The sequence below is a fragment of the Pantoea septica genome, from assembly GCF_002095575.1.
Classification (GTDB): Bacteria; Pseudomonadota; Gammaproteobacteria; order Enterobacterales; family Enterobacteriaceae; genus Pantoea; species Pantoea septica.
Genome location: NZ_MLJJ01000014.1, coordinates 1 through 16238, shown reverse-complemented (window position 1 = coordinate 16238; position 16238 = coordinate 1). Strand labels below are relative to the sequence as shown.

General features: G+C 59.2%; 19 protein-coding genes. 4 read left to right on the top strand and 15 right to left on the bottom strand.

The annotated features are described in order from the left end of the window. Positions 1-912, bottom strand: a complete 912-nt coding sequence (gene mak, locus HA46_RS09575; RefSeq protein ID WP_084883899.1) for a fructokinase — start codon at positions 910-912, stop codon at positions 1-3. Positions 913-1058: 146 nt separating this feature from the next. Between mak and rdgC the strand changes: the two genes are divergently transcribed. Both rdgC and HA46_RS09565 read left to right on the top strand, forming a co-directional pair. Beyond that, complete coding sequence (gene rdgC, locus HA46_RS09570) at positions 1059-1970, top strand: recombination-associated protein RdgC (RefSeq protein WP_033788768.1); 912 nt, start codon at positions 1059-1061, stop codon at positions 1968-1970. Positions 1971-2029: 59 nt separating this feature from the next. Continuing rightward, positions 2030-3424 carry a hypothetical protein gene (locus HA46_RS09565; RefSeq protein WP_084883896.1) on the top strand — a complete coding sequence of 465 codons (1395 nt, stop codon included), beginning with the start codon at positions 2030-2032 and terminating at the stop codon, positions 3422-3424. A gap of 103 nt (positions 3425-3527) precedes the next feature. Here HA46_RS09565 and ppnP read toward each other — a convergent pair whose 3' ends face one another. From ppnP to aroL, 7 genes are all read right to left on the bottom strand, one after another. Then, positions 3528-3818, bottom strand: coding sequence for a pyrimidine/purine nucleoside phosphorylase (ppnP, locus tag HA46_RS09560; RefSeq protein ID WP_033788767.1), 291 nt, complete (start codon positions 3816-3818; stop codon positions 3528-3530). A 106-nt stretch (positions 3819-3924) separates the two neighbouring features. Next, positions 3925-4602, bottom strand: coding sequence for an AroM family protein (locus tag HA46_RS09555; protein WP_084883893.1), 678 nt, complete (start codon positions 4600-4602; stop codon positions 3925-3927). Then, positions 4602-5534 carry a DUF1177 domain-containing protein gene (locus HA46_RS09550; RefSeq protein WP_084883890.1) on the bottom strand — a complete coding sequence of 311 codons (933 nt, stop codon included), beginning with the start codon at positions 5532-5534 and terminating at the stop codon, positions 4602-4604. The genes HA46_RS09555 and HA46_RS09550 overlap by 1 nt, the downstream gene beginning before the upstream one ends. A gap of 12 nt (positions 5535-5546) precedes the next feature. Next, complete coding sequence (locus HA46_RS09545) at positions 5547-7103, bottom strand: OPT/YSL family transporter (RefSeq protein ID WP_084883887.1); 1557 nt, start codon at positions 7101-7103, stop codon at positions 5547-5549. Between the two features lie 163 nt (positions 7104-7266). After that, entirely contained in the window at positions 7267-8028 is a 762-nt protein-coding gene (locus HA46_RS09540) for an IclR family transcriptional regulator (protein WP_084883884.1), read from the bottom strand. A 270-nt stretch (positions 8029-8298) separates the two neighbouring features. Further along, positions 8299-8490 (bottom strand): YaiA family protein, encoded by a 192-nt coding sequence (locus tag HA46_RS09535; RefSeq protein ID WP_071997377.1) that lies wholly within the window; start codon positions 8488-8490, stop codon positions 8299-8301. A 124-nt stretch (positions 8491-8614) separates the two neighbouring features. Next, positions 8615-9139 carry a shikimate kinase AroL gene (gene aroL / locus HA46_RS09530; RefSeq protein ID WP_033788758.1) on the bottom strand — a complete coding sequence of 175 codons (525 nt, stop codon included), beginning with the start codon at positions 9137-9139 and terminating at the stop codon, positions 8615-8617. 280 nt (positions 9140-9419) lie between these two features. Between aroL and HA46_RS09525 the strand changes: the two genes are divergently transcribed. Further along, on the top strand, positions 9420-10115 hold the full coding sequence (locus tag HA46_RS09525; protein ID WP_033788757.1) for a DUF2076 domain-containing protein: 696 nt from the start codon (positions 9420-9422) through the stop codon (positions 10113-10115). Positions 10116-10117: 2 nt separating this feature from the next. Here HA46_RS09525 and HA46_RS09520 read toward each other — a convergent pair whose 3' ends face one another. From HA46_RS09520 to HA46_RS09510, 3 genes are read right to left on the bottom strand one after another with little or no spacing between them, the layout of a single operon-like run. Beyond that, positions 10118-10567, bottom strand: a complete 450-nt coding sequence (locus HA46_RS09520; RefSeq protein WP_033752765.1) for a YaiI/YqxD family protein — start codon at positions 10565-10567, stop codon at positions 10118-10120. Between the two features lie 9 nt (positions 10568-10576). Further along, complete coding sequence (locus tag HA46_RS09515; protein WP_033788756.1) at positions 10577-11020, bottom strand: DUF421 domain-containing protein; 444 nt, start codon at positions 11018-11020, stop codon at positions 10577-10579. Positions 11021-11029: 9 nt separating this feature from the next. Then, positions 11030-11539, bottom strand: a complete 510-nt coding sequence (locus tag HA46_RS09510) for a hypothetical protein (protein WP_084883881.1) — start codon at positions 11537-11539, stop codon at positions 11030-11032. Between the two features lie 87 nt (positions 11540-11626). Here HA46_RS09510 and proC point away from each other — a divergent pair, with 87 nt between their 5' ends. Beyond that, a complete protein-coding gene (gene proC, locus HA46_RS09505) occupies positions 11627-12439 on the top strand; it encodes a pyrroline-5-carboxylate reductase (RefSeq protein WP_084883878.1) in 813 nt (270 codons plus the stop codon). A 35-nt stretch (positions 12440-12474) separates the two neighbouring features. On the opposite strand, the gene HA46_RS09500 is transcribed toward proC, so the two are convergent. From HA46_RS09500 to iraP, 4 genes are all read right to left on the bottom strand, one after another. After that, entirely contained in the window at positions 12475-14001 is a 1527-nt protein-coding gene (locus HA46_RS09500) for an FAD-dependent oxidoreductase (RefSeq protein WP_084883875.1), read from the bottom strand. A gap of 171 nt (positions 14002-14172) precedes the next feature. Continuing rightward, positions 14173-15084, bottom strand: coding sequence for a lipid A hydroxylase LpxO (gene lpxO, locus HA46_RS09495; protein ID WP_084883872.1), 912 nt, complete (start codon positions 15082-15084; stop codon positions 14173-14175). 192 nt (positions 15085-15276) lie between these two features. Beyond that, on the bottom strand, positions 15277-15585 hold the full coding sequence (locus tag HA46_RS09490; RefSeq protein WP_033788750.1) for a PsiF family protein: 309 nt from the start codon (positions 15583-15585) through the stop codon (positions 15277-15279). Between the two features lie 108 nt (positions 15586-15693). Next, positions 15694-15948, bottom strand: a complete 255-nt coding sequence (gene iraP, locus HA46_RS09485) for an anti-adapter protein IraP (RefSeq protein WP_033788749.1) — start codon at positions 15946-15948, stop codon at positions 15694-15696. Between the last annotated feature and the right edge of the window lie 290 nt (positions 15949-16238).

The following is a 16238-nucleotide window of genomic DNA, read 5'->3' as shown; positions in this document are numbered from 1 at the left end:
CTACTTTTCCAGCGGCCAGAGCCAGGCCGCGCCGCGCACCCCGCTCGAATCGCCGTGTTTTGCTTTTAGCACCGGCGTTTCACACTCCCCGCCGAAAACCCACTGCTTCATCAACGCCGGCACCGTCCGATAGAGACGATCGTTATTGCTCATGCCGCCGCCGAGCACGATCGCATCGGGATCGAGCAGGTTCACCACCTGCGCCAGCGACTTCGCCAGCCGGGTTTCATAGCGCTGCATCGCCTGCTCGGCGACGGGATCCTGCTGCGCGATCAGCCTGACGATCTCCGCGCCTTTCAGCGCCTGGCCGCTCAGCCGCCGGTAGTCGATGGCGAAGCCTGTGCCGGAGACAAAGGTCTCGATGCAGCCTTTCTGGCCGCAGTAGCACGGCACTTCCTCACGGTAGCGCAGCTCCTCTTCATCCATCCACGGCAGCGGATTGTGCCCCCACTCGCCTGCATTGCCATTGCCGCCGATGCGCGCTTCGCCGTTAATCGCCACGCCCGCGCCCGAACCGGTGCCGATGATCACCGCGAACACCAGCGGCTGGCCCGCGCCTGCGCCGTCTACCGCCTCTGAGACCGCCAGGCAGTTGGCGTCGTTGGCGATGCGCACCTCGCGCTGCAGCGCCAGCGCCAGGTCGCGATCCAGCGGCTGGCCGTTAAGCCAGGTGGAGTTAGCGTTTTTCACGCGGTGCGCGTAAGGCGAAATCGTGCCGGGAATGCCGACGCCGACGCTACCGGTCTGACCGGTTTTCGCTTCGGCGAGACGCACCAGATCCGTAATCGCCTGCACCGTGGCGGCGTAGTCGTCGCGCGGCGTATCCACGCGGTGGCGAAAAAGCTCATTTCCCTCGTCAGACAGGGCGATCACTTCGACCTTGGTGCCGCCCAAATCAATACCTATACGCACGCATTATTCCTCATTATTCGTCAGGGTAGGAGATACATTAGGAGCGGCGTCGGGGAAAGGCAATGAAACCGTTTCGATGTTTCGCTATCATGCGCGCTGACCTCTCGACTTGTGCGCCAGATCGCGCGACCCGGTAAGGAATTATGATGTTGTGGTTTAAAAATATGATGGTTTATCGTCTGAATCGGGACATTCCGCTCTCTGCAGACGACATGGAAAAACAGCTTGAGGCTTACACCTTCTCTCCCTGCGGCAGCCAGGATATGAGCAAAACCGGCTGGGTGTCGCCAATGGGCAACCGCAGCGACGCGCTGACCCACGTGAACAACGGCCAGATCGTGATTTGCGCCCGTAAAGAGGAGAAGATCCTGCCGTCGCCGGTGGTGAAGCAGGCGCTGGAAGCGAAGATCAGCAAGCTGGAAGCGGAACAGAGCCGCAAGCTGAAGAAAACCGAAAAAGATTCGCTGAAAGATGAAGTGCTGCACAGCCTGCTGCCGCGCGCCTTCAGCCGTCTCAGCCAGACGTTTATCTGGATCGATACCGTCAACAACCTGATCATGGTCGACTGCGCCAGCGCGAAAAAGGCTGAAGATACGCTGGCGCTGCTGCGTAAGAGCCTCGGCTCGCTGCCGGTAGTGCCGCTGACGCTGGAAAGCCCGATCGAGCTGACGCTGACCGAATGGGTTCGCTCTGGCGATCTGCCCGCCGGTTTCGCCCTGATGGACGAAGCGGAGCTGAAGGCGATCCTCGAAGATGGCGGCGTGATCCGCTGTAAAAAACAGGATCTGGTGTGCGACGAGATCGCCAACCATATCGAAGCGGGCAAGCTGGTGACCAAACTGGCGCTCGACTGGCAGGAGCGCATTCAGTTCGTGCTGGCGGACGACGGCTCCGTGAAGCGCCTGAAGTTCAGCGACACGCTGCGCGAGCAGAACGACGATATCGACCGTGAAGATTTCGCTCAGCGTTTCGACGCCGACTTTATCCTGATGACCAGCGAACTCGCCGCGCTCACCAGCAATCTGGTGGAAGCGCTGGGCGGGGAAGCAAAACGCTGACCGTTCAAGGATGACGCGCCTTTGCCGATAATCACTTCTTTCGGCAAAGGATTCCCGCTATGTCTCGTTTCTCTACCCGTGCGGCGCTGCTCGCCGGGTTAATGCTCTTCTCCTCCGCCAGCTTTGGCGACGCCTCTTTTACCCGCCTGAATGCGTTGCGTATCAACGACCGCCTTAATGTCATGGTGGCGCTGGCCGGAAAATCGGGCGGCGCGATGCAGGTCTGGCAGGCTTACGACTGCAAAACGCTCTCTGCCGAGGCGCTCTATCGCAATCTGCTCGACGCCAGGGGCATGACTACCGCACGTTTTTACGGCAGCGAATTTGGCCGTTACACACCGCCGCAGCCGGGTCCCAATCAGGATCCTGAAACGCTGAAGCGCATCTGCAGCCTGCCGGAGAAAGCGGTAGTCTGGGAAAAAATCGAACCGACCAACCGCTTTGGCGCCACCGCGCTGGTGGATGTCGCCAGCCTGAAGCGCAGCGGCGACGAATTGCAGGTGCGCCTCGGCTACGACTATGCGACCAAAGATTTCGATCCGCCCTATGACGCGCCTTACGCGTTCAAGGTGGAAAACTATCGCTTCAACTGTCAGACGCAGGCGCTTGCACCCGTGTCGATGATGGATGTGGATGATAAAGGCTACGTGACCGACTCGCTGGACAGCGGCGATATCGCAGATCGTAAAGCCTCTTTCCCGCTGACGCCGCTCATGAAGCAGACCTTTACCCGCCTTTGCGCCACCGCCGATCTGCAACGCTTCCGCGCGCTGGGCCGCTTTGTCTCCGCGACGCACAAGGCGGTCAGCCGCAACGCGAGCAACATGCTGCCCGATCTGAGCGAAAATCCGGCCTCGGTGCTTGCGGCGCTGCCGCTGGACAAAGAGCTGGAACAGCAGGTTCATCAGCTGATTGCGCCCTGGGCACTGCCGCGTTTTCGCCAGCTGAACTGGGTGGAAAACAGCCCCTCGGGCAAGGTAGCGGTGCGTATCGACGTTGACGAGCAGGGCTACCTGCGCAAGCTGGAAAACTACGGAATCTGGAAGGTGCAGCGCCTGACGCTGGGCAATCTGATCCAGCTGAAGTTTGCGATGTCGATTGCCTCGCAGCCCAGTCGACTGGAAGCGCTAAAAACCACGCTGCGTTTCCCGCTGGTGGCCGGACAGACGTTTACCGTCGACACCGATTTAGTAGAGCGCGCGCCATCATCGGACGTGCGCCGCACGCGGCAGCAGTGCAGCGTGCAAGCAGGCGGCGAGGCGCAGAGCATCAACCCCGCTTTCAGCGGTCGCTATCTGCAGGTAGCCTGTCGTAGTGAGGGTGACGGACAAAAGACGGTTGAGACGCGCGACGCGTGGCTGGAGGATCTGCGTGTGCTGGCGCCGCTGGCGTCGAAGCTGGGCAGCGCGCCGTGGCAGGATACGCGGCTGGAGCAGGTCGCCATCATCCGCTAAAAACCGCACTGCAGACGGCTGACAAACTTACAACCGGCGTAACCGATCCCAAGTAGCAAAGCGGCCCGCGAAAAGAGTATCGCGGGCCGCTTTGCGGTCATTTTTACTCTTTCAGATAGCGGCAGAGGTAGGCGCTCGGCTCGCCCACCTGCAGATGAAACTCGCTATGGCCCGGCACGTTGAACACCGAACCCGCTTCAAACCATTGCCACTCGGTTTCGCCCGGCAGCAGCACCTTCAGCGATCCGCTCACTACCGTCATCTCTTCCGGCTGCGCCGTGCCGAAGGTGTATTCGCCTTCCGCCATCACGCCTACGCTGGCGCGACCAGTGCTGGCACTGTCGAAACCGATCGATTTCACTTTTCCGTCAAAATACTCGCTTACATTGAGCATATTACTTCCTCACAGCACATTAAGGTATCTGGCAGTGTAGAGCGGAACTCGCTGATCTGTCACGCGAATTGCAGCGCCGCCTCCTGCTTTGTGATCGCGTCGGTTATCAGACGATAAGTTCAGCGGCCAGTTTGGCGACCAGCACGTTGGAGAGAAGCACCGGAATGCCGAGCAGCTTCTGCAAAAAGTCGCGATGTGTCTGGTTATAGCCGACGCAGTCCAGCACCACCACGTCCGCTCCCTGCTCCTGAAGGAGGAGCGCGGCGTCGGTAAGCTTCTCGCGATCGGGAATATAGGGGCTGGCGACGGCGAAACAGGGCCGATGCTTCAAATTGCGCCACTTATTCGCCTGCTGCTGGATCTGCTCCTCGACCGGCACCACGATGCCGAGCTGATGGTCCTGCACAATGGCGGCAACCAGCGGCGGAATAATGCGGTCCGGCTCCAGCAGCAGCGCGCTTTTCGCGGTCAGCGCGCCGAACTCGCCGGTGCAGAGCAGCAGAATAGTGTCGTAGCCTTCTTCTTCCAGCGCGGCGATTTTCGCCTGCAGTCCCTGCTCTACCTTCGCCGTGGCCAGCCGCACCTGCGCGCCATTCTGCAGGCGCGACACCAGCACGCCGTCCTGGGCGTCAGGGGCGAAGCGCGCGGCGATCTCCGCTTCGCTCAGTCCATCCAGCAGGCCGACATGGTCGGTCTGCTCGCCGGGTAAAAACTCCGTCAGGAGCGGCATGATATCGCTGCGCGGCGACTGACCGATGGTCAGGGTAACCAGGGATTTCGTCATTATTCGTCTCGTTTACGTAGATGGCTCAGGCTGCCATAGAGCGCCAGCAGGCGGGCATATTCGTCCGCATCGTAGAAATGGCAGGTCTCGCGGCCGAACTCTTTCGCCACCTCCACCGCAAACTTCGCCGCCGCCGCGATATCTACTTCGTGGCTGGCGCCGGTGCCGCAGCCCGGCACCACCGATTCGGCGGTGATCGCTGCGCCGACCACCGGCACATCGGTGGCGGTAGAGGGCTGCAGAATGCTGTTGAGGTGATAGATGCCGTTGCCGTAAGGGGTAATATCCTGAGTCGTGATGGGAAAGGTCACCGCCGGACGGCCGGTGGTCATCTCCATGATGCGCAGCAGATCGTCCGATACGCGCAGGATATAGCCCTCTTTTACCGTAGGCGACAGCGCAAATCCTTTGTGGTTGATAATGCGGTTGCCTTTGGTGGTGTCGATCGACAGGATAGCGTCGACCTCCTGCACCACCTCATTGTCGTTCATGGTGACGTCGTCGATAGGCGAATCCATAAAATCGACCGGCTCGTGCGGACGCGTCGGCGCATCGGGACAGATATGGGTGGTGACGATGACATCGCCCGCCAGCACGTCGCCTTTGGTCTGCATAACGGCCAGCTTCAGCGCGCTGCTCACCGCCGCAACGGCGCCATCGGCGTCGGAAACCATGCCGATGCGCGTCGGGCGCGCCCCGATGCCGCCCAGACGGCCGATAATGCCGAGCGTCGGCGCGCTGCCGCCGCCAGCTTTGCCCTGCGCCCCTGGAATATCGATGCGAATGAAATCGGTGCGCCCTTTCGGGCCGCTGACGCGTTTGAAGCTGGCGTTTACGCCAGGGAAAGCGGCAAAAAGATCGACCACCTGCTGTCCGTCGATACGTGCGCTGTCGAATAATTCAAATACCTGTAACGTCTGATGCAGACTCATGTCATCCCTTAATTATTTTTTGCCGCTGGCAAACAGCGAGTGAAAGAAGCTATAGAGCGCGTCGCCGGCGATAAAGCCTGCCGCCATCACCTCCATCGGCGAGCGGCCGCGTTCGCCCCATATGCGAAGGATCACGATGCGCAGCGCGATGCCTACCACTACCGCCCAGCCGGCCATCGCGTTGTTGATCAGCAGGCCGGTGGCAAGCAGCACGCCGAGCTGGCGTTTCGGGCCGCCAATCAGCTGAATAATGGCGCCGGGAATCGCCCACATCAGCAGGCTGCCGGCGATGCCGGGTTCCGCGCCCGCCTGGATGGTTTTGGCGTAGACGCGCGCTACCGGCGGCAGCAGGTTTTCCGCAAAGAACAGGTTATGCGCGTACCAGACGACGGGAATAGAGACCAGGAACGCGATCATCGCCGCGATCAGCTGGATGCGGCGGCCCCACAGCTCCTGCTGCAGATCCGCGCCGTTGCCGCGCAGGATAAAGCCCGCTTTGAGATCGTAGCCCATGTCGGCGAAGGCGGGTCCGGTCGCTGCGGTGAAGCCGCACAGCAGGCAGAGCGCCAGCGGCGGAAAGCCGAGCAGGATGCCGACGATCAGGGTAATCAGCGCCACTGCGAAGGCCGGGAACCAGCCGGAGTGCATTGCGGCGATGCCGACGATCAGCTCATGCACGAAGGCGGCGAATGCGGCGTAAATCACAAACAGCAGCAGCATCGGCAGGCTCATTTCGCTCCACAGACCGCCCGCCAGCGCCAGCAGCGCCGAAACAATCAGGTAGCCTGCGCCGCCGAGACCGAGCGCGCGCCTGACTTCGTTGCCGCCGCGGCTTACCTTCTGCTCGTCGTGGCGGCGGCTGCGGATCACCATCACCACCTGAATCAGCGCCACCAGCCCCGCGCCGACCATGACGCCGTGCGGCAGAAAGAGCGCGTTGATATCGATGCCGGCAACCGGTTGCGCATAGGCGCGCACCAGAAAGCCCACCCCGAGCATGCCCAGCGCCCAGATATTGCCGATAAAGGCGGTGCCGAAAGCGGACATCGGGATCTTCAGCATTGAGCCGAGAATGCCGCCGACGATGCCCGCCGCCAGCAGCCAGGCCTGTCGTCCGCCCTTGTCGCCCGCTTTGATCGCCTCTGCGGCGGCCACGCCCGGCGGCCAGGCGTTGCTGGCGGGGAAGACGCGGGTATCGAACAGACGGTAGAGCAGATAAGCGTCCAGCAGCATCGCCGCGCTGACGCCGCAGAACATCGGCAGCACCAGCTGCGGCTCGCCCAGCGCCCAGGGCACCGCGATCGGCATTAATAAGCTGTTGGCGGCGCCGAAAGTGGCGGAGGAAATAGCCGTTTGCGCGAGGTTTTGAATTTCGATCGAACGATAGCGGCGAAACGCCTGTAAGGGAATACGCGCCAGCAGCATGGCGAATAGCGCGCCGATAATAGAAGTATTCGGCGTCACGCCGATAGTGGTAATAAGCTGCACGCCGATAATGGCGCCTGCTACCGACAGGGCGATTAATACTATCGCCACGCCAGCCTGTTTAACTGGATTAACCTTCTCCATATTGTCCCCGTCAGGAATGCCGGTAGAAATGAAATGACGCTTCGCGAGCCTGAATCAGACTCGCTTACGTCGTTTTTTTATTTCGTCCGTGAGATTGAATAAACAGGCCCGAAGGCCTGGCGTTTTCCCGGTGTGGCGAAAGTATTGCGCCGATAAAATAAATTCAGAGTGGCGTTGCGCCATATTTCTCGGCCAGGCTGCCGGCCGTTATGCGTAATTCATCGAGCAGCGCAGGCGGATAGCCCGGCGAACTCTCCTGCGATAAAAATGAGAGGCAAAGCGCTACCGTATCGCCGTGATATTTATTATGCAGCGCGACGGAGAGCGAACTGATGCCGGGCAGCGTTTCATTACGCGCCAGCGACCAGCGCTGGCTGCGGATCGCCGCCAGCTGCGCGCAGAGCGCCTCCAGCGTTTGCGGCGAATTGGGCGGCAGCGGCTGCCAGGCGTCGCGGTAGCGCTCGCGCACCTCTTCTTCGCTAAGCTGCGCCAGCAGCACGCGGCCGGTCGAGGTGGCGGCGGCGATCATGCGGCTCCCCGGCGGCGTCACCAGCTGGGTGAAGTGGCGTCCGTGAAACATGCGCATCACCACCAGATCGCGCCCGTCAAGGCGCGAGATATAGCCGATGCTGCCTGTTTTATCCGCCAGCCGCGCCATCGCCGGCGCGGCGCTGTCTACCAGCGGCGCGGAGAGATAGTGGCCGGCGACCGACAGCAGCACGCGGCCAATATGAAAACAGCGGCTCTCCGCGTCGCGCTCCAGCATGCCCTGGCGTTCCATGGTGGCCAGCAGGCGCGATACGGTGCTTTTCGGCAGGCGCAGCGCCTCGACGACATCGGTAAACGTCAGCCCGGGATTTCCCTGCGTCACGCCTTTTTGCTGAAACAGCTTAAGCACCGCGGCGGCGTTTTCAAGCGTGGTCATATTGGGAGTTTCACTATATGGAACCGAGTTCCTGTATCGATGGTTAAAACTAAAACGTGGAGGAATAAGGGTCAAGCGTCAATTTTTGTCAGGGGAAATCGCGCGCAGTGAAATAACCGGTCTGGCGGCAAAGAGAAATGATTTTATAAGGGAGTTGCGAGAAATAGCAGAATGGATAACAGCTTCGCTGCGCGCAGGCAGCTAATAACAGCAAACAGCACTCAGCGAAAAAAGCGCATTCAGGCTGGCGTCCCTGCCAGAGAGATTGCCCTACTCTTTTTCCACATCCTCATAGCGAACTTTGGCGTCCTGCGCTTCTGCTTCCGACGTATGTTCGCTAATTAAGGTATTGGGCGATGGATGATCGGCGCGTAGCTCCCATGAAGTGACGGTGCTGCCCTGCGGTCCCTTCTCAACGGCGACAACGCGAGCTTCGCGTGGATAAGGCGGTCTGGTTGGCATATTCAATCCCTCCTGGCTAATCGTATTCCACACGACGAGACGATTCCCGTCTGAGGATCAGTATAGCCAGGCTACGCAACCCAGACGGGAAAGCGGGAAGAATCTGAAGAAAAAGCGGGGGAAACTAGCTGGCGCGCGCCAGCGACAGCGACTGGAGGATCTCGTCGATAACGCGCTCTGGCGGCTGCATGGCGTTGACTTCATGGTGGGCGGCGTCGCGATAGAGATGCGCGCGCTCGCGCAGAATATCGCCCATCTCTTCGGCGATGGGACGGCCGGTCAGCGTGGGGCGCTGCGCCGCTTCCGGCTGGCTCTCCAGCCGCTGCGCCAGAATATGTGACGGCGCGCTGAGCCAGATCACGCGCCCCTGTTCGCGCATAAAGCGGCGATTGTGCTCCGCCAGCACCATGCCGCCGCCGGTAGCGATTACCGTGGCTGGCGCGGTAACCGCTTTCAGCGACTCCGTTTCCCGCGCGCGAAAGCCTTCCCAGCCTTCATCGGCCACGATTTGCGCGACGCTGCGCTGGGTGCTGAGCTGCAGATGGTGATCGGTATCGCGAAAGGCGTAGCCGAGCGCGCGCGATAGCGCTTCGCCCACGGTGGTTTTGCCGCAGCCGCGCGCGCCGATCAGATAAATAGGTAGAGACATCGGGCAGTTCCTCCGCCGTTACAGGCCGTATATCGCGGCATATCGCTTGATAATGCGACGCATCATAACTGGAAACCGCCAGAGCCTCCACCCGTGAAGCAAGAATTGCGCATCCTTTTCAGCCTTTCGCACCAATATCATTAAATATTAACGCGTTAACCATGCGCGTTTCGTGCAGATCGCGCCAAATCAAGCGGCGGCAACATTTGCTTACCTGCTGGATTTTACTTTGCTGCGCTCCGCCCCCATATACTTATTCAGTCGCAACAGGAGAGCCATTATGTATAGCCAGGAACACCAATTGATTGAGGGTCTGTTCAGCCGTCTGAAACAGGCCGAGAGCCAGACCGGACCGCGTGACGCGGCGGCGGAACAGCTGATTAAAGAGCATCTGCAGCAGCAGCCCGGCGCGCCTTACTATATGGCGCAGGCGATCCTGATCCAGGAAGCCGCGATGAAGAAAATGAACGACCGCATTACCGAGCTGGAGAACCGCCTGGCGCAACAGCAGCAGCAACCTCAACAGCAGAGCAGCGGCGGTTTTCTGTCGAGCCTGTTCGGCGGCGGCTCGCGCCAGCAGGCGCCGGCGCAGCAGCAGCCACAGCAGCAGGCGTGGAACAACGCGCCGCAGCAGCCGCAATATAACAACGCGCCAGCCGCACCGGCGCGCGGCACCGGCTTTCTCGGCGGCGCGCTGCAAACCGCAGTGGGCGTCGCAGGCGGCGTGGTAATGGCGGATATGCTGACCAGCCTGTTCCACCACTCGCAGCCGGAAGAGATCGTTAATATTATCAACGAACCCGATACGCCGCTTCCGCAGGTCGATGAAAACCTCGACACTTTCAACAGCGGCGGCAGCGGTTTCCTTGACCAGAACAACGGCTGGGATAACAACTACGCCGACAATAACGACTTCAACGATCTCGGCAACGACAGCTTCGACGGCTTTAACGACGACGACGACAGCTTTGTCTGATTTCAGCGCTGGCGCTGCGTCAGCCAGCTGTCGAGCGCGTTAGCGAACTGCTGGCGGTCCCGCGGACTCATCGCCGCGGGGCCGCCTGTTTGCACGCCGCTGGCGCGCATCGTGTCCATAAAGTCGCGCATGGTCAGCTTTTCACGAATGGTGGCGGGCGAATAGCGCTCGCCGCGCGGGTTAAGCGCCGCGCCCCCTTTCTCCAGCACCTCGGCCGCCAGCGGAATATCTGCGGTAATCACCAGATCCCCGGGCTCTACGCGCTTCACAATCTCGTTATCCGCGACGTCGAATCCGGCGGGCACCCGCAGCGTTTTCAGCCAGGGCGACGGCGGCACGCGCAGCGACTGGTTGGCGACGAAGGTCACCTGCGTTTTGGTGCGATCCGCCGCGCGGTAAAGCACCTCTTTAATGACGTTAGGGCAGGCGTCGGCATCAACCCAGATAACCATGTTCTTTCCTTACTCTTTGGGAATGATGGAGATCTTGCCGGTCTTCTCCAGAATGGCAAACTTTATTTGGTCCAGCCGTTCCAGCCCCTGCGAGCTGCGCGCGCTCTGCAGAATATCCTCTTCGTCTATCCCGGCGCGCTTCGCCCGCTGGCGCAGCAGTTTGCCCTCTTCCACCAGAATCAGCGAAGAGCCGTCAATCAGCCGCTCCATGCGGGGAAAGCGCGTTTTCATCACGCCGAACAGAATATCAATCACGATCAGCGTGACGATAGTCAACCCGGCGCCGGTAACGGAAAAGTCATCGCCGAGCAGCGCCTGCTGGGTCGCCTCGCTGATAATCAGCAGCAAAATCAGGTCAAAAGAGGTCATCTCCATGAGGGTGCGCCGTCCAGCGATTTTAAACACCACCATCAACAGCAGATACATGCTGGCTGCGCGCAAAACCGTTTCCATAGGGCTCTCCTAAGGGTAGATAAACTGGCTGAACCTTACGCTGGAGGCGTCGTCGAGCGTGACGGTAAGGTGATAGCGGCCGAAATCCTGCGCCTGGGAGCCGATCCAGATAGTGGCCTCCTGCTGATCGGCGCGGCGGTGCCAGCGCAGCACCAGGCTATCGCCGGTGCTCCAGGCGTCGTCCGGCTGCGGCTGAAGGGTCTGCAGCTGAATATCGTCGAGCTGCGGGCCGCGCAGCCTGATCTGATAATCTTCGCCGCGCAGCTGTCTCAGATGCAGCGTCATATCCATGTTGCTTTCCCGTCGCCCGAAGCGTTCGTAATCGACGCTCAGCCGCTTATCCGTGCTGGCGACGCGCTGGTTGCTCAGCCAGCCTTTCGAAAACAGCCCTGCCGCGCCAGCGACGACAACCAGCAGCAGCAGCGCAAAACCCGCGTGCTGAATACGCCACTCGATACGTTGCCACGGCATATTCTCTTTAATCGGATAGTGCCGGCTTTGATTTTCATTGTCGCCCATGCCCTGTTCTCCTTGCTGACTTGTTATTAATCCTGGCTGAAGTAAGCTAACGCGTTAAGATTTTCGAACTTTCTTAAGGATACGGCGATGCTGGAGAAGAAGATTGGGTTTATCGGCGGCGGCAATATGGCCAAAGCCATTATCGGCGGACTGGTAAAAAGCGGCCAGGTCGCGCCCTCGAACATCTGGGTATTTGACCGCAAGGCGGAGGCCAACGAGGCGCTGGCGCGCGAGTACGGCATTCAGGCCGCGGAGAGCGCCGAGGCGCTGGCACGCGAAGTCGATATTCTGTTCGGCGCGGTCAAACCCAACGTCATCCTGAAGGTGCTGAAAGATGTGGCCAGCCAGCTGAAAAAAGAGGCGCTGGTGGTCTCTATCGCCGCGGGCGTGACGCTCGATTCGCTGGCGACGGTGCTTGGCCACGATCGTAAAATCGTGCGCGTCATGCCGAATACGCCGGCGCTGGTCAACGAAGGGATGACCTCGATAACGCCTAACTTGCTGGTCGAGCAGCCGGAAATCGACGAAGTGGTCACGATATTCGAGAGCTTCGGCAAAGCGGCGGTAGTCAGCGAATATTTGATCCATTCGGTGGTCGGCGTGAGCGGCTCTGCGCCCGCCTATGTCTTTATGTTCATCGAGGCGATGGCGGATGCCGCCGTGCTCGGCGGCATGCCGCGCGCCCAGGCCTATCAGTTCGCCGCCCAGGCGGTGAAAGGCTCGGCGCAGATGGTACTGGAAACCGGCAAACATCCCGCAGAGCTGAAAGATATGGTCTGCTCGCCCGGCGGTACCACCATCGAAGCGGTGAAAGTGCTGGAAGAGAAAGGCTTTCGCGCCGCCGTGATGGAGGCGATGCAGCAGTGTATGGCGAAGTCTGAAGCGCTGAGCAAAAAGTGACGCATGGGGCGGAGCGCACGCTCCGCCCGCTTGCGCTATCCCTGACGGCTCGCCACCGTCGCCAGCGCCTGCGCTATGGTCATCGGCTGCTGCATCTCCAGCACTAGCGCCGCCGTGAGCGTATACATGCCGCAGGAGAACGCCGCCGCCAGCTTGCCCTGCTGGCCGTAAAGCGCGATAAACTTTTTCTCCTCCAGCGAGCCTATCAGGCGATACTCGTCCCACTCTTCGGCATGACCGAGATATTCGTAGCGTGTGCCAAAGTGCGTGGTCCAGAAAAAGGGCACGCGGTCGTACATCATACGCTTATCCAGCATATTAAAGGCGGCGATGCGCCCCTGCTGATGGGCGACGCGATAATGCTCGACGCGCAGCGGCCCCTGGGGCGTCAGATAGCTGGCGATATCTCCCGCCACCCAGACGTTTTGCGTAACGCGCAGCTGGCTGTCGGCGAGCAGGCTGCCATCTTCGCGCAGCGGCAGATCGTGAATAAACCCGGTGGCGGGCTGAATGCCGGTCGCCAGCAGCACCACGTCCGCCTTGATGCGGCGGCCATCCTGCAGACGCAGCGCGGTAACGTGCTGCTCCCCCTCCAGCTCTGCCGGATCCCCATCAACAAAATGCACGCCGTTGCTGCCGTGCAGATCGCGGAAATAGCGGCCGATCTGCTCGCCGAACTGGCGCGCGAAAGGAAGCGGATGCCGCGCCACCACCGTGACCTCGACGTCGCGATTGCGCAGCGCCGACGCCATCTCCATGCCGATAAAGCTGTTGCCGACGATCACCAGCTGCTGGCTCTGGTCGACCTCCTTTAGCAGCGCATCCGCCTGCGCCAGCGAACGCAACAGGTGTACGCCCGCCAGATCGCGGCCCGTTAAATCGGGACGCTGCGGCGCGCCGCCTGAGGCGATCAGCAATTTGTCGTAAAACAGCGAGTCGCCATCAGCGAAGTGGATACGCTGCTCGCGCGTGTCGAGACGCGTCACTTCGCCCTGGAGGCGATCGACGTGTTGCAAAATATCCTCTTTCAGAATGCGCGGCACATCCTTGATATCCATCTTGCCGGAGGGAACGAATTTCGTCAGCGCCGTACGGTCGTAGGGCGCCTCCGGCTCGCGTTCCACCAGCACGACCTTTCCCTTAAAGCCTTCCCGGCGTAGCGTCCAGATAGCCGCGCTGCCTGCCGCGCCGCCGCCGAGTATCGCATAAACCGGCGCGTCGCCGCCGCTGCCGATGGGCGTCGCAGATGACATTGCTTTAGGGTTGACCTGCACAATGCCGTTCTCGACGCGCAGCGGAAACTGTTTGAGATCGGCCAGCGCCAGCGGCTCGCACATATGACCATCCTCCAGCGCGAACACGGCTTTATGCCAGGGACAGACCAGCTTATCGCCGCAGATAGCGCCCTGCTCCAGCGGTGCACCCGCATGCGGACAGGTGGCCTGATAAGCGCGCACCTTTTCTCCGTCGCGCACCAGCAGAATATCGGTATCGGCTATTTTGGTTTTGGTGGGCTGGCGGTCGGGCAGATCGTTTAAAGCGATGACGGGCTGATAATTCATCACGCGGCTCCTTCTTTATCGTTGTTAATCAATGCGCCCTCGGCGGACGCCGTTATTCCCCTATAAAAAGTAAGTGTGGCAAAGGAAAGCGAAAGGCAGCGTCTGAAAATAAAAAAAAGCGGTTAACCTGTTGTTAATCCGCTCTTTTTAAAATTTAAGCAAGTGTAAATTTCAGAATAAAAGGCTCGGCAGAATAATTAGCGCAAACAGCGCTGCAATCAGACTATATTTCACCCAGTAATAAAGCGTGCGGTTACGCTTCTTCAGCCGCTGCCCTGCGTTACGGATCGCATAGACGTACTTGAATATACGGTTGATAAAACCGGTACGGTCATTTGCATCATTAGGCGACGCGGCGGCTGCCATCAGCCAACGGCCAACGCCACGATTGACCGCTTGCGCCCAGCGCCATTTCATTGGCCGCTCAATATCGCAAAACAAGATGATTCGCGTTTGCTCGCTTTCATTTTGCGCCCAGTGCACATAGGTTTCGTCAAAGATAACCGCCTCGCCGTCGCGCCAGCTATGACGTTGGCGATCGACTTCAATAAAGCAGCGATCGTCGTTAGGGGTTTGCAAACCAAGGTGATAACGCACCGATCCTGCATAGGGGTCGCGATGCTTCCCCAGATGGCTACCGGCAGGCAATTCAGCGAACATCGCCGCCTTGACCGAAGGTATACGGCTTACCAGCTCGGTTGTGACCGGACACAGCTCGCGCGCTGAAGGATGGGCGTCGCTATACCACTTGAGGTAGAAACGCTTCCAGCCTCGCTTAAAAAACGTATTAAAACCGGCGTCATTGTTGCTTTGCGCCGCCTTAATATGATCCTGCAGGCGCAGCGCCTCTTCCCGAATCACCTGCCAGTTTTCCGTTAGCTGACGCAGTTCAGGAAAATCCTCTGGCGGAAAATAGGGCTGTTTGGCAGGCAGCGTCGAAAAACCCGTCATAAACATGTTAATCGGCGCCATAAAGGTGGAGTGATCGAAAAGCTGACGCGATAACCTCTGTTTTTCGACGCCGCGAGAATGCGCGTAGATAACGCTAATAATAAATATACCGATAATAATGACGGCTACCATACAACAGTTCCTTATGTTGCTGTAATGAACGCGCTTGCTGCGCGAAGCGCAGGGAGGAGTAAAGAGTATTTAATATTTTTCTCAGCGATCGGCTTATCAACGCGTGCGGATAAATCGCTACAGGGTAAACGATGATGAAATGGCTTTTAAAGAGAGTGGAGTACGGCCGCGCACGGCCGTATTAAGTGAGGATCAGGACTTTTTGAGGCAGCCGCTCATAAAGGTTTTACGCGCGTCGCCGCTGAGCTTTTTAGCGCCTGCTTCGCTATTACAGCTTTTCATTTTTACCTGCTGCGGCGTCATGTCGGCAAGCTTACTCTCTTTTTTCAGGCACTCGCTCATAAAAGATTTACGCGCGTCGCCTTTCAGATTCTGCGTGCTGGCGTGCTGGTTGCACTGCGTCATTTTTTGCTGCTGCGCGGTTTTCTCGGCGGCCTGGGCCAGGCTGACGCCGCTCACCAGCAAGCCTGCCGTTATGACTGCCGCTAAATGCAATTTCATGGTGTGACTCCCTTGATGAAGAATCCGTTAATTCTGGCACGAGAAAAACAGAGCGGTGGAGATTTGCGCAAATTTGCAGCGCCGATCGCACTGCTCCGCTATTAACAATCAGACGCGCGGATGGTTAAGTAATTTGTCCAGGTAGTTACGTAGCAAGAGCGCATCTTCATTACTGGCGTCGGCGTCGGCATTATGCATCGCGTGTTCGATACTTGCGGCGATAGCATGTTGTTGTTCTGGCTCAAGCTTGCGCAGCATCGCCGTTACGATAATTTCCAGCGCCTCAACCTGAGCCACCAGTTCTTTAGACTCTTCTTCTTTTGCCGCCAGTTTTACCAGTAATTCAGCGATAAGGTTCTTCATGCCCTTTTCCCGTCGGTAAATAAAAGCAGACGTTATCACTCGCCAAAATAAAAAAACAGCGCTTTTGGCCGATTTTCCTCGGCTCTCTATAACCTCTTTTATTAAAACAGGGCTTAAACATATTTTAAGAAGCGGGCGAAACGTTTTGTCGTTAATTAAGCGAAACGTCAATCGTTTCAGCCCGGAATAAAGCGGGCGTTAAGCGGGATTAACGCGGGTCGGTGAAACCGTGACCGTGACCGCCCCAGCCGCCACCGCCGCCAGGACCTCCCCAGCCGCCGCCCGGGGGT

Excerpts from the sequence above, each read along its gene's own strand:
- ppnP (WP_033788767.1), bottom strand. The coding sequence starts at position 3,818 with ATGCTCAATGTAAGCGAGTATTTTGACGGAAAAGTGAAATCGATCGGT.
- HA46_RS09535 (WP_071997377.1), bottom strand. The coding sequence starts at position 8,490 with ATGCCAACCAGACCGCCTTATCCACGCGAAGCTCGCGTTGTCGCCGTT.
- HA46_RS09525 (WP_033788757.1), top strand. The coding sequence starts at position 9,420 with ATGTATAGCCAGGAACACCAATTGATTGAGGGTCTGTTCAGCCGTCTG.
- HA46_RS09565 (WP_084883896.1), top strand. The coding sequence starts at position 2,030 with ATGTCTCGTTTCTCTACCCGTGCGGCGCTGCTCGCCGGGTTAATGCTC.
- HA46_RS09515 (WP_033788756.1), bottom strand. The coding sequence starts at position 11,020 with ATGGAAACGGTTTTGCGCGCAGCCAGCATGTATCTGCTGTTGATGGTG.
- HA46_RS09545 (WP_084883887.1), bottom strand. The coding sequence starts at position 7,103 with ATGGAGAAGGTTAATCCAGTTAAACAGGCTGGCGTGGCGATAGTATTA.
- HA46_RS09540 (WP_084883884.1), bottom strand. The coding sequence starts at position 8,028 with ATGACCACGCTTGAAAACGCCGCCGCGGTGCTTAAGCTGTTTCAGCAA.
- HA46_RS09490 (WP_033788750.1), bottom strand. The coding sequence starts at position 15,585 with ATGAAATTGCATTTAGCGGCAGTCATAACGGCAGGCTTGCTGGTGAGC.
- proC (WP_084883878.1), top strand. The coding sequence starts at position 11,627 with ATGCTGGAGAAGAAGATTGGGTTTATCGGCGGCGGCAATATGGCCAAA.
- HA46_RS09520 (WP_033752765.1), bottom strand. The coding sequence starts at position 10,567 with ATGGTTATCTGGGTTGATGCCGACGCCTGCCCTAACGTCATTAAAGAG.
- rdgC (WP_033788768.1), top strand. The coding sequence starts at position 1,059 with ATGTTGTGGTTTAAAAATATGATGGTTTATCGTCTGAATCGGGACATT.
- HA46_RS09555 (WP_084883893.1), bottom strand. The coding sequence starts at position 4,602 with ATGACGAAATCCCTGGTTACCCTGACCATCGGTCAGTCGCCGCGCAGC.
- lpxO (WP_084883872.1), bottom strand. The coding sequence starts at position 15,084 with ATGGTAGCCGTCATTATTATCGGTATATTTATTATTAGCGTTATCTAC.
- HA46_RS09500 (WP_084883875.1), bottom strand. The coding sequence starts at position 14,001 with ATGAATTATCAGCCCGTCATCGCTTTAAACGATCTGCCCGACCGCCAG.
- aroL (WP_033788758.1), bottom strand. The coding sequence starts at position 9,139 with ATGTCTCTACCTATTTATCTGATCGGCGCGCGCGGCTGCGGCAAAACC.
- HA46_RS09510 (WP_084883881.1), bottom strand. The coding sequence starts at position 11,539 with ATGGGCGACAATGAAAATCAAAGCCGGCACTATCCGATTAAAGAGAAT.
- iraP (WP_033788749.1), bottom strand. The coding sequence starts at position 15,948 with ATGAAGAACCTTATCGCTGAATTACTGGTAAAACTGGCGGCAAAAGAA.
- HA46_RS09550 (WP_084883890.1), bottom strand. The coding sequence starts at position 5,534 with ATGAGTCTGCATCAGACGTTACAGGTATTTGAATTATTCGACAGCGCA.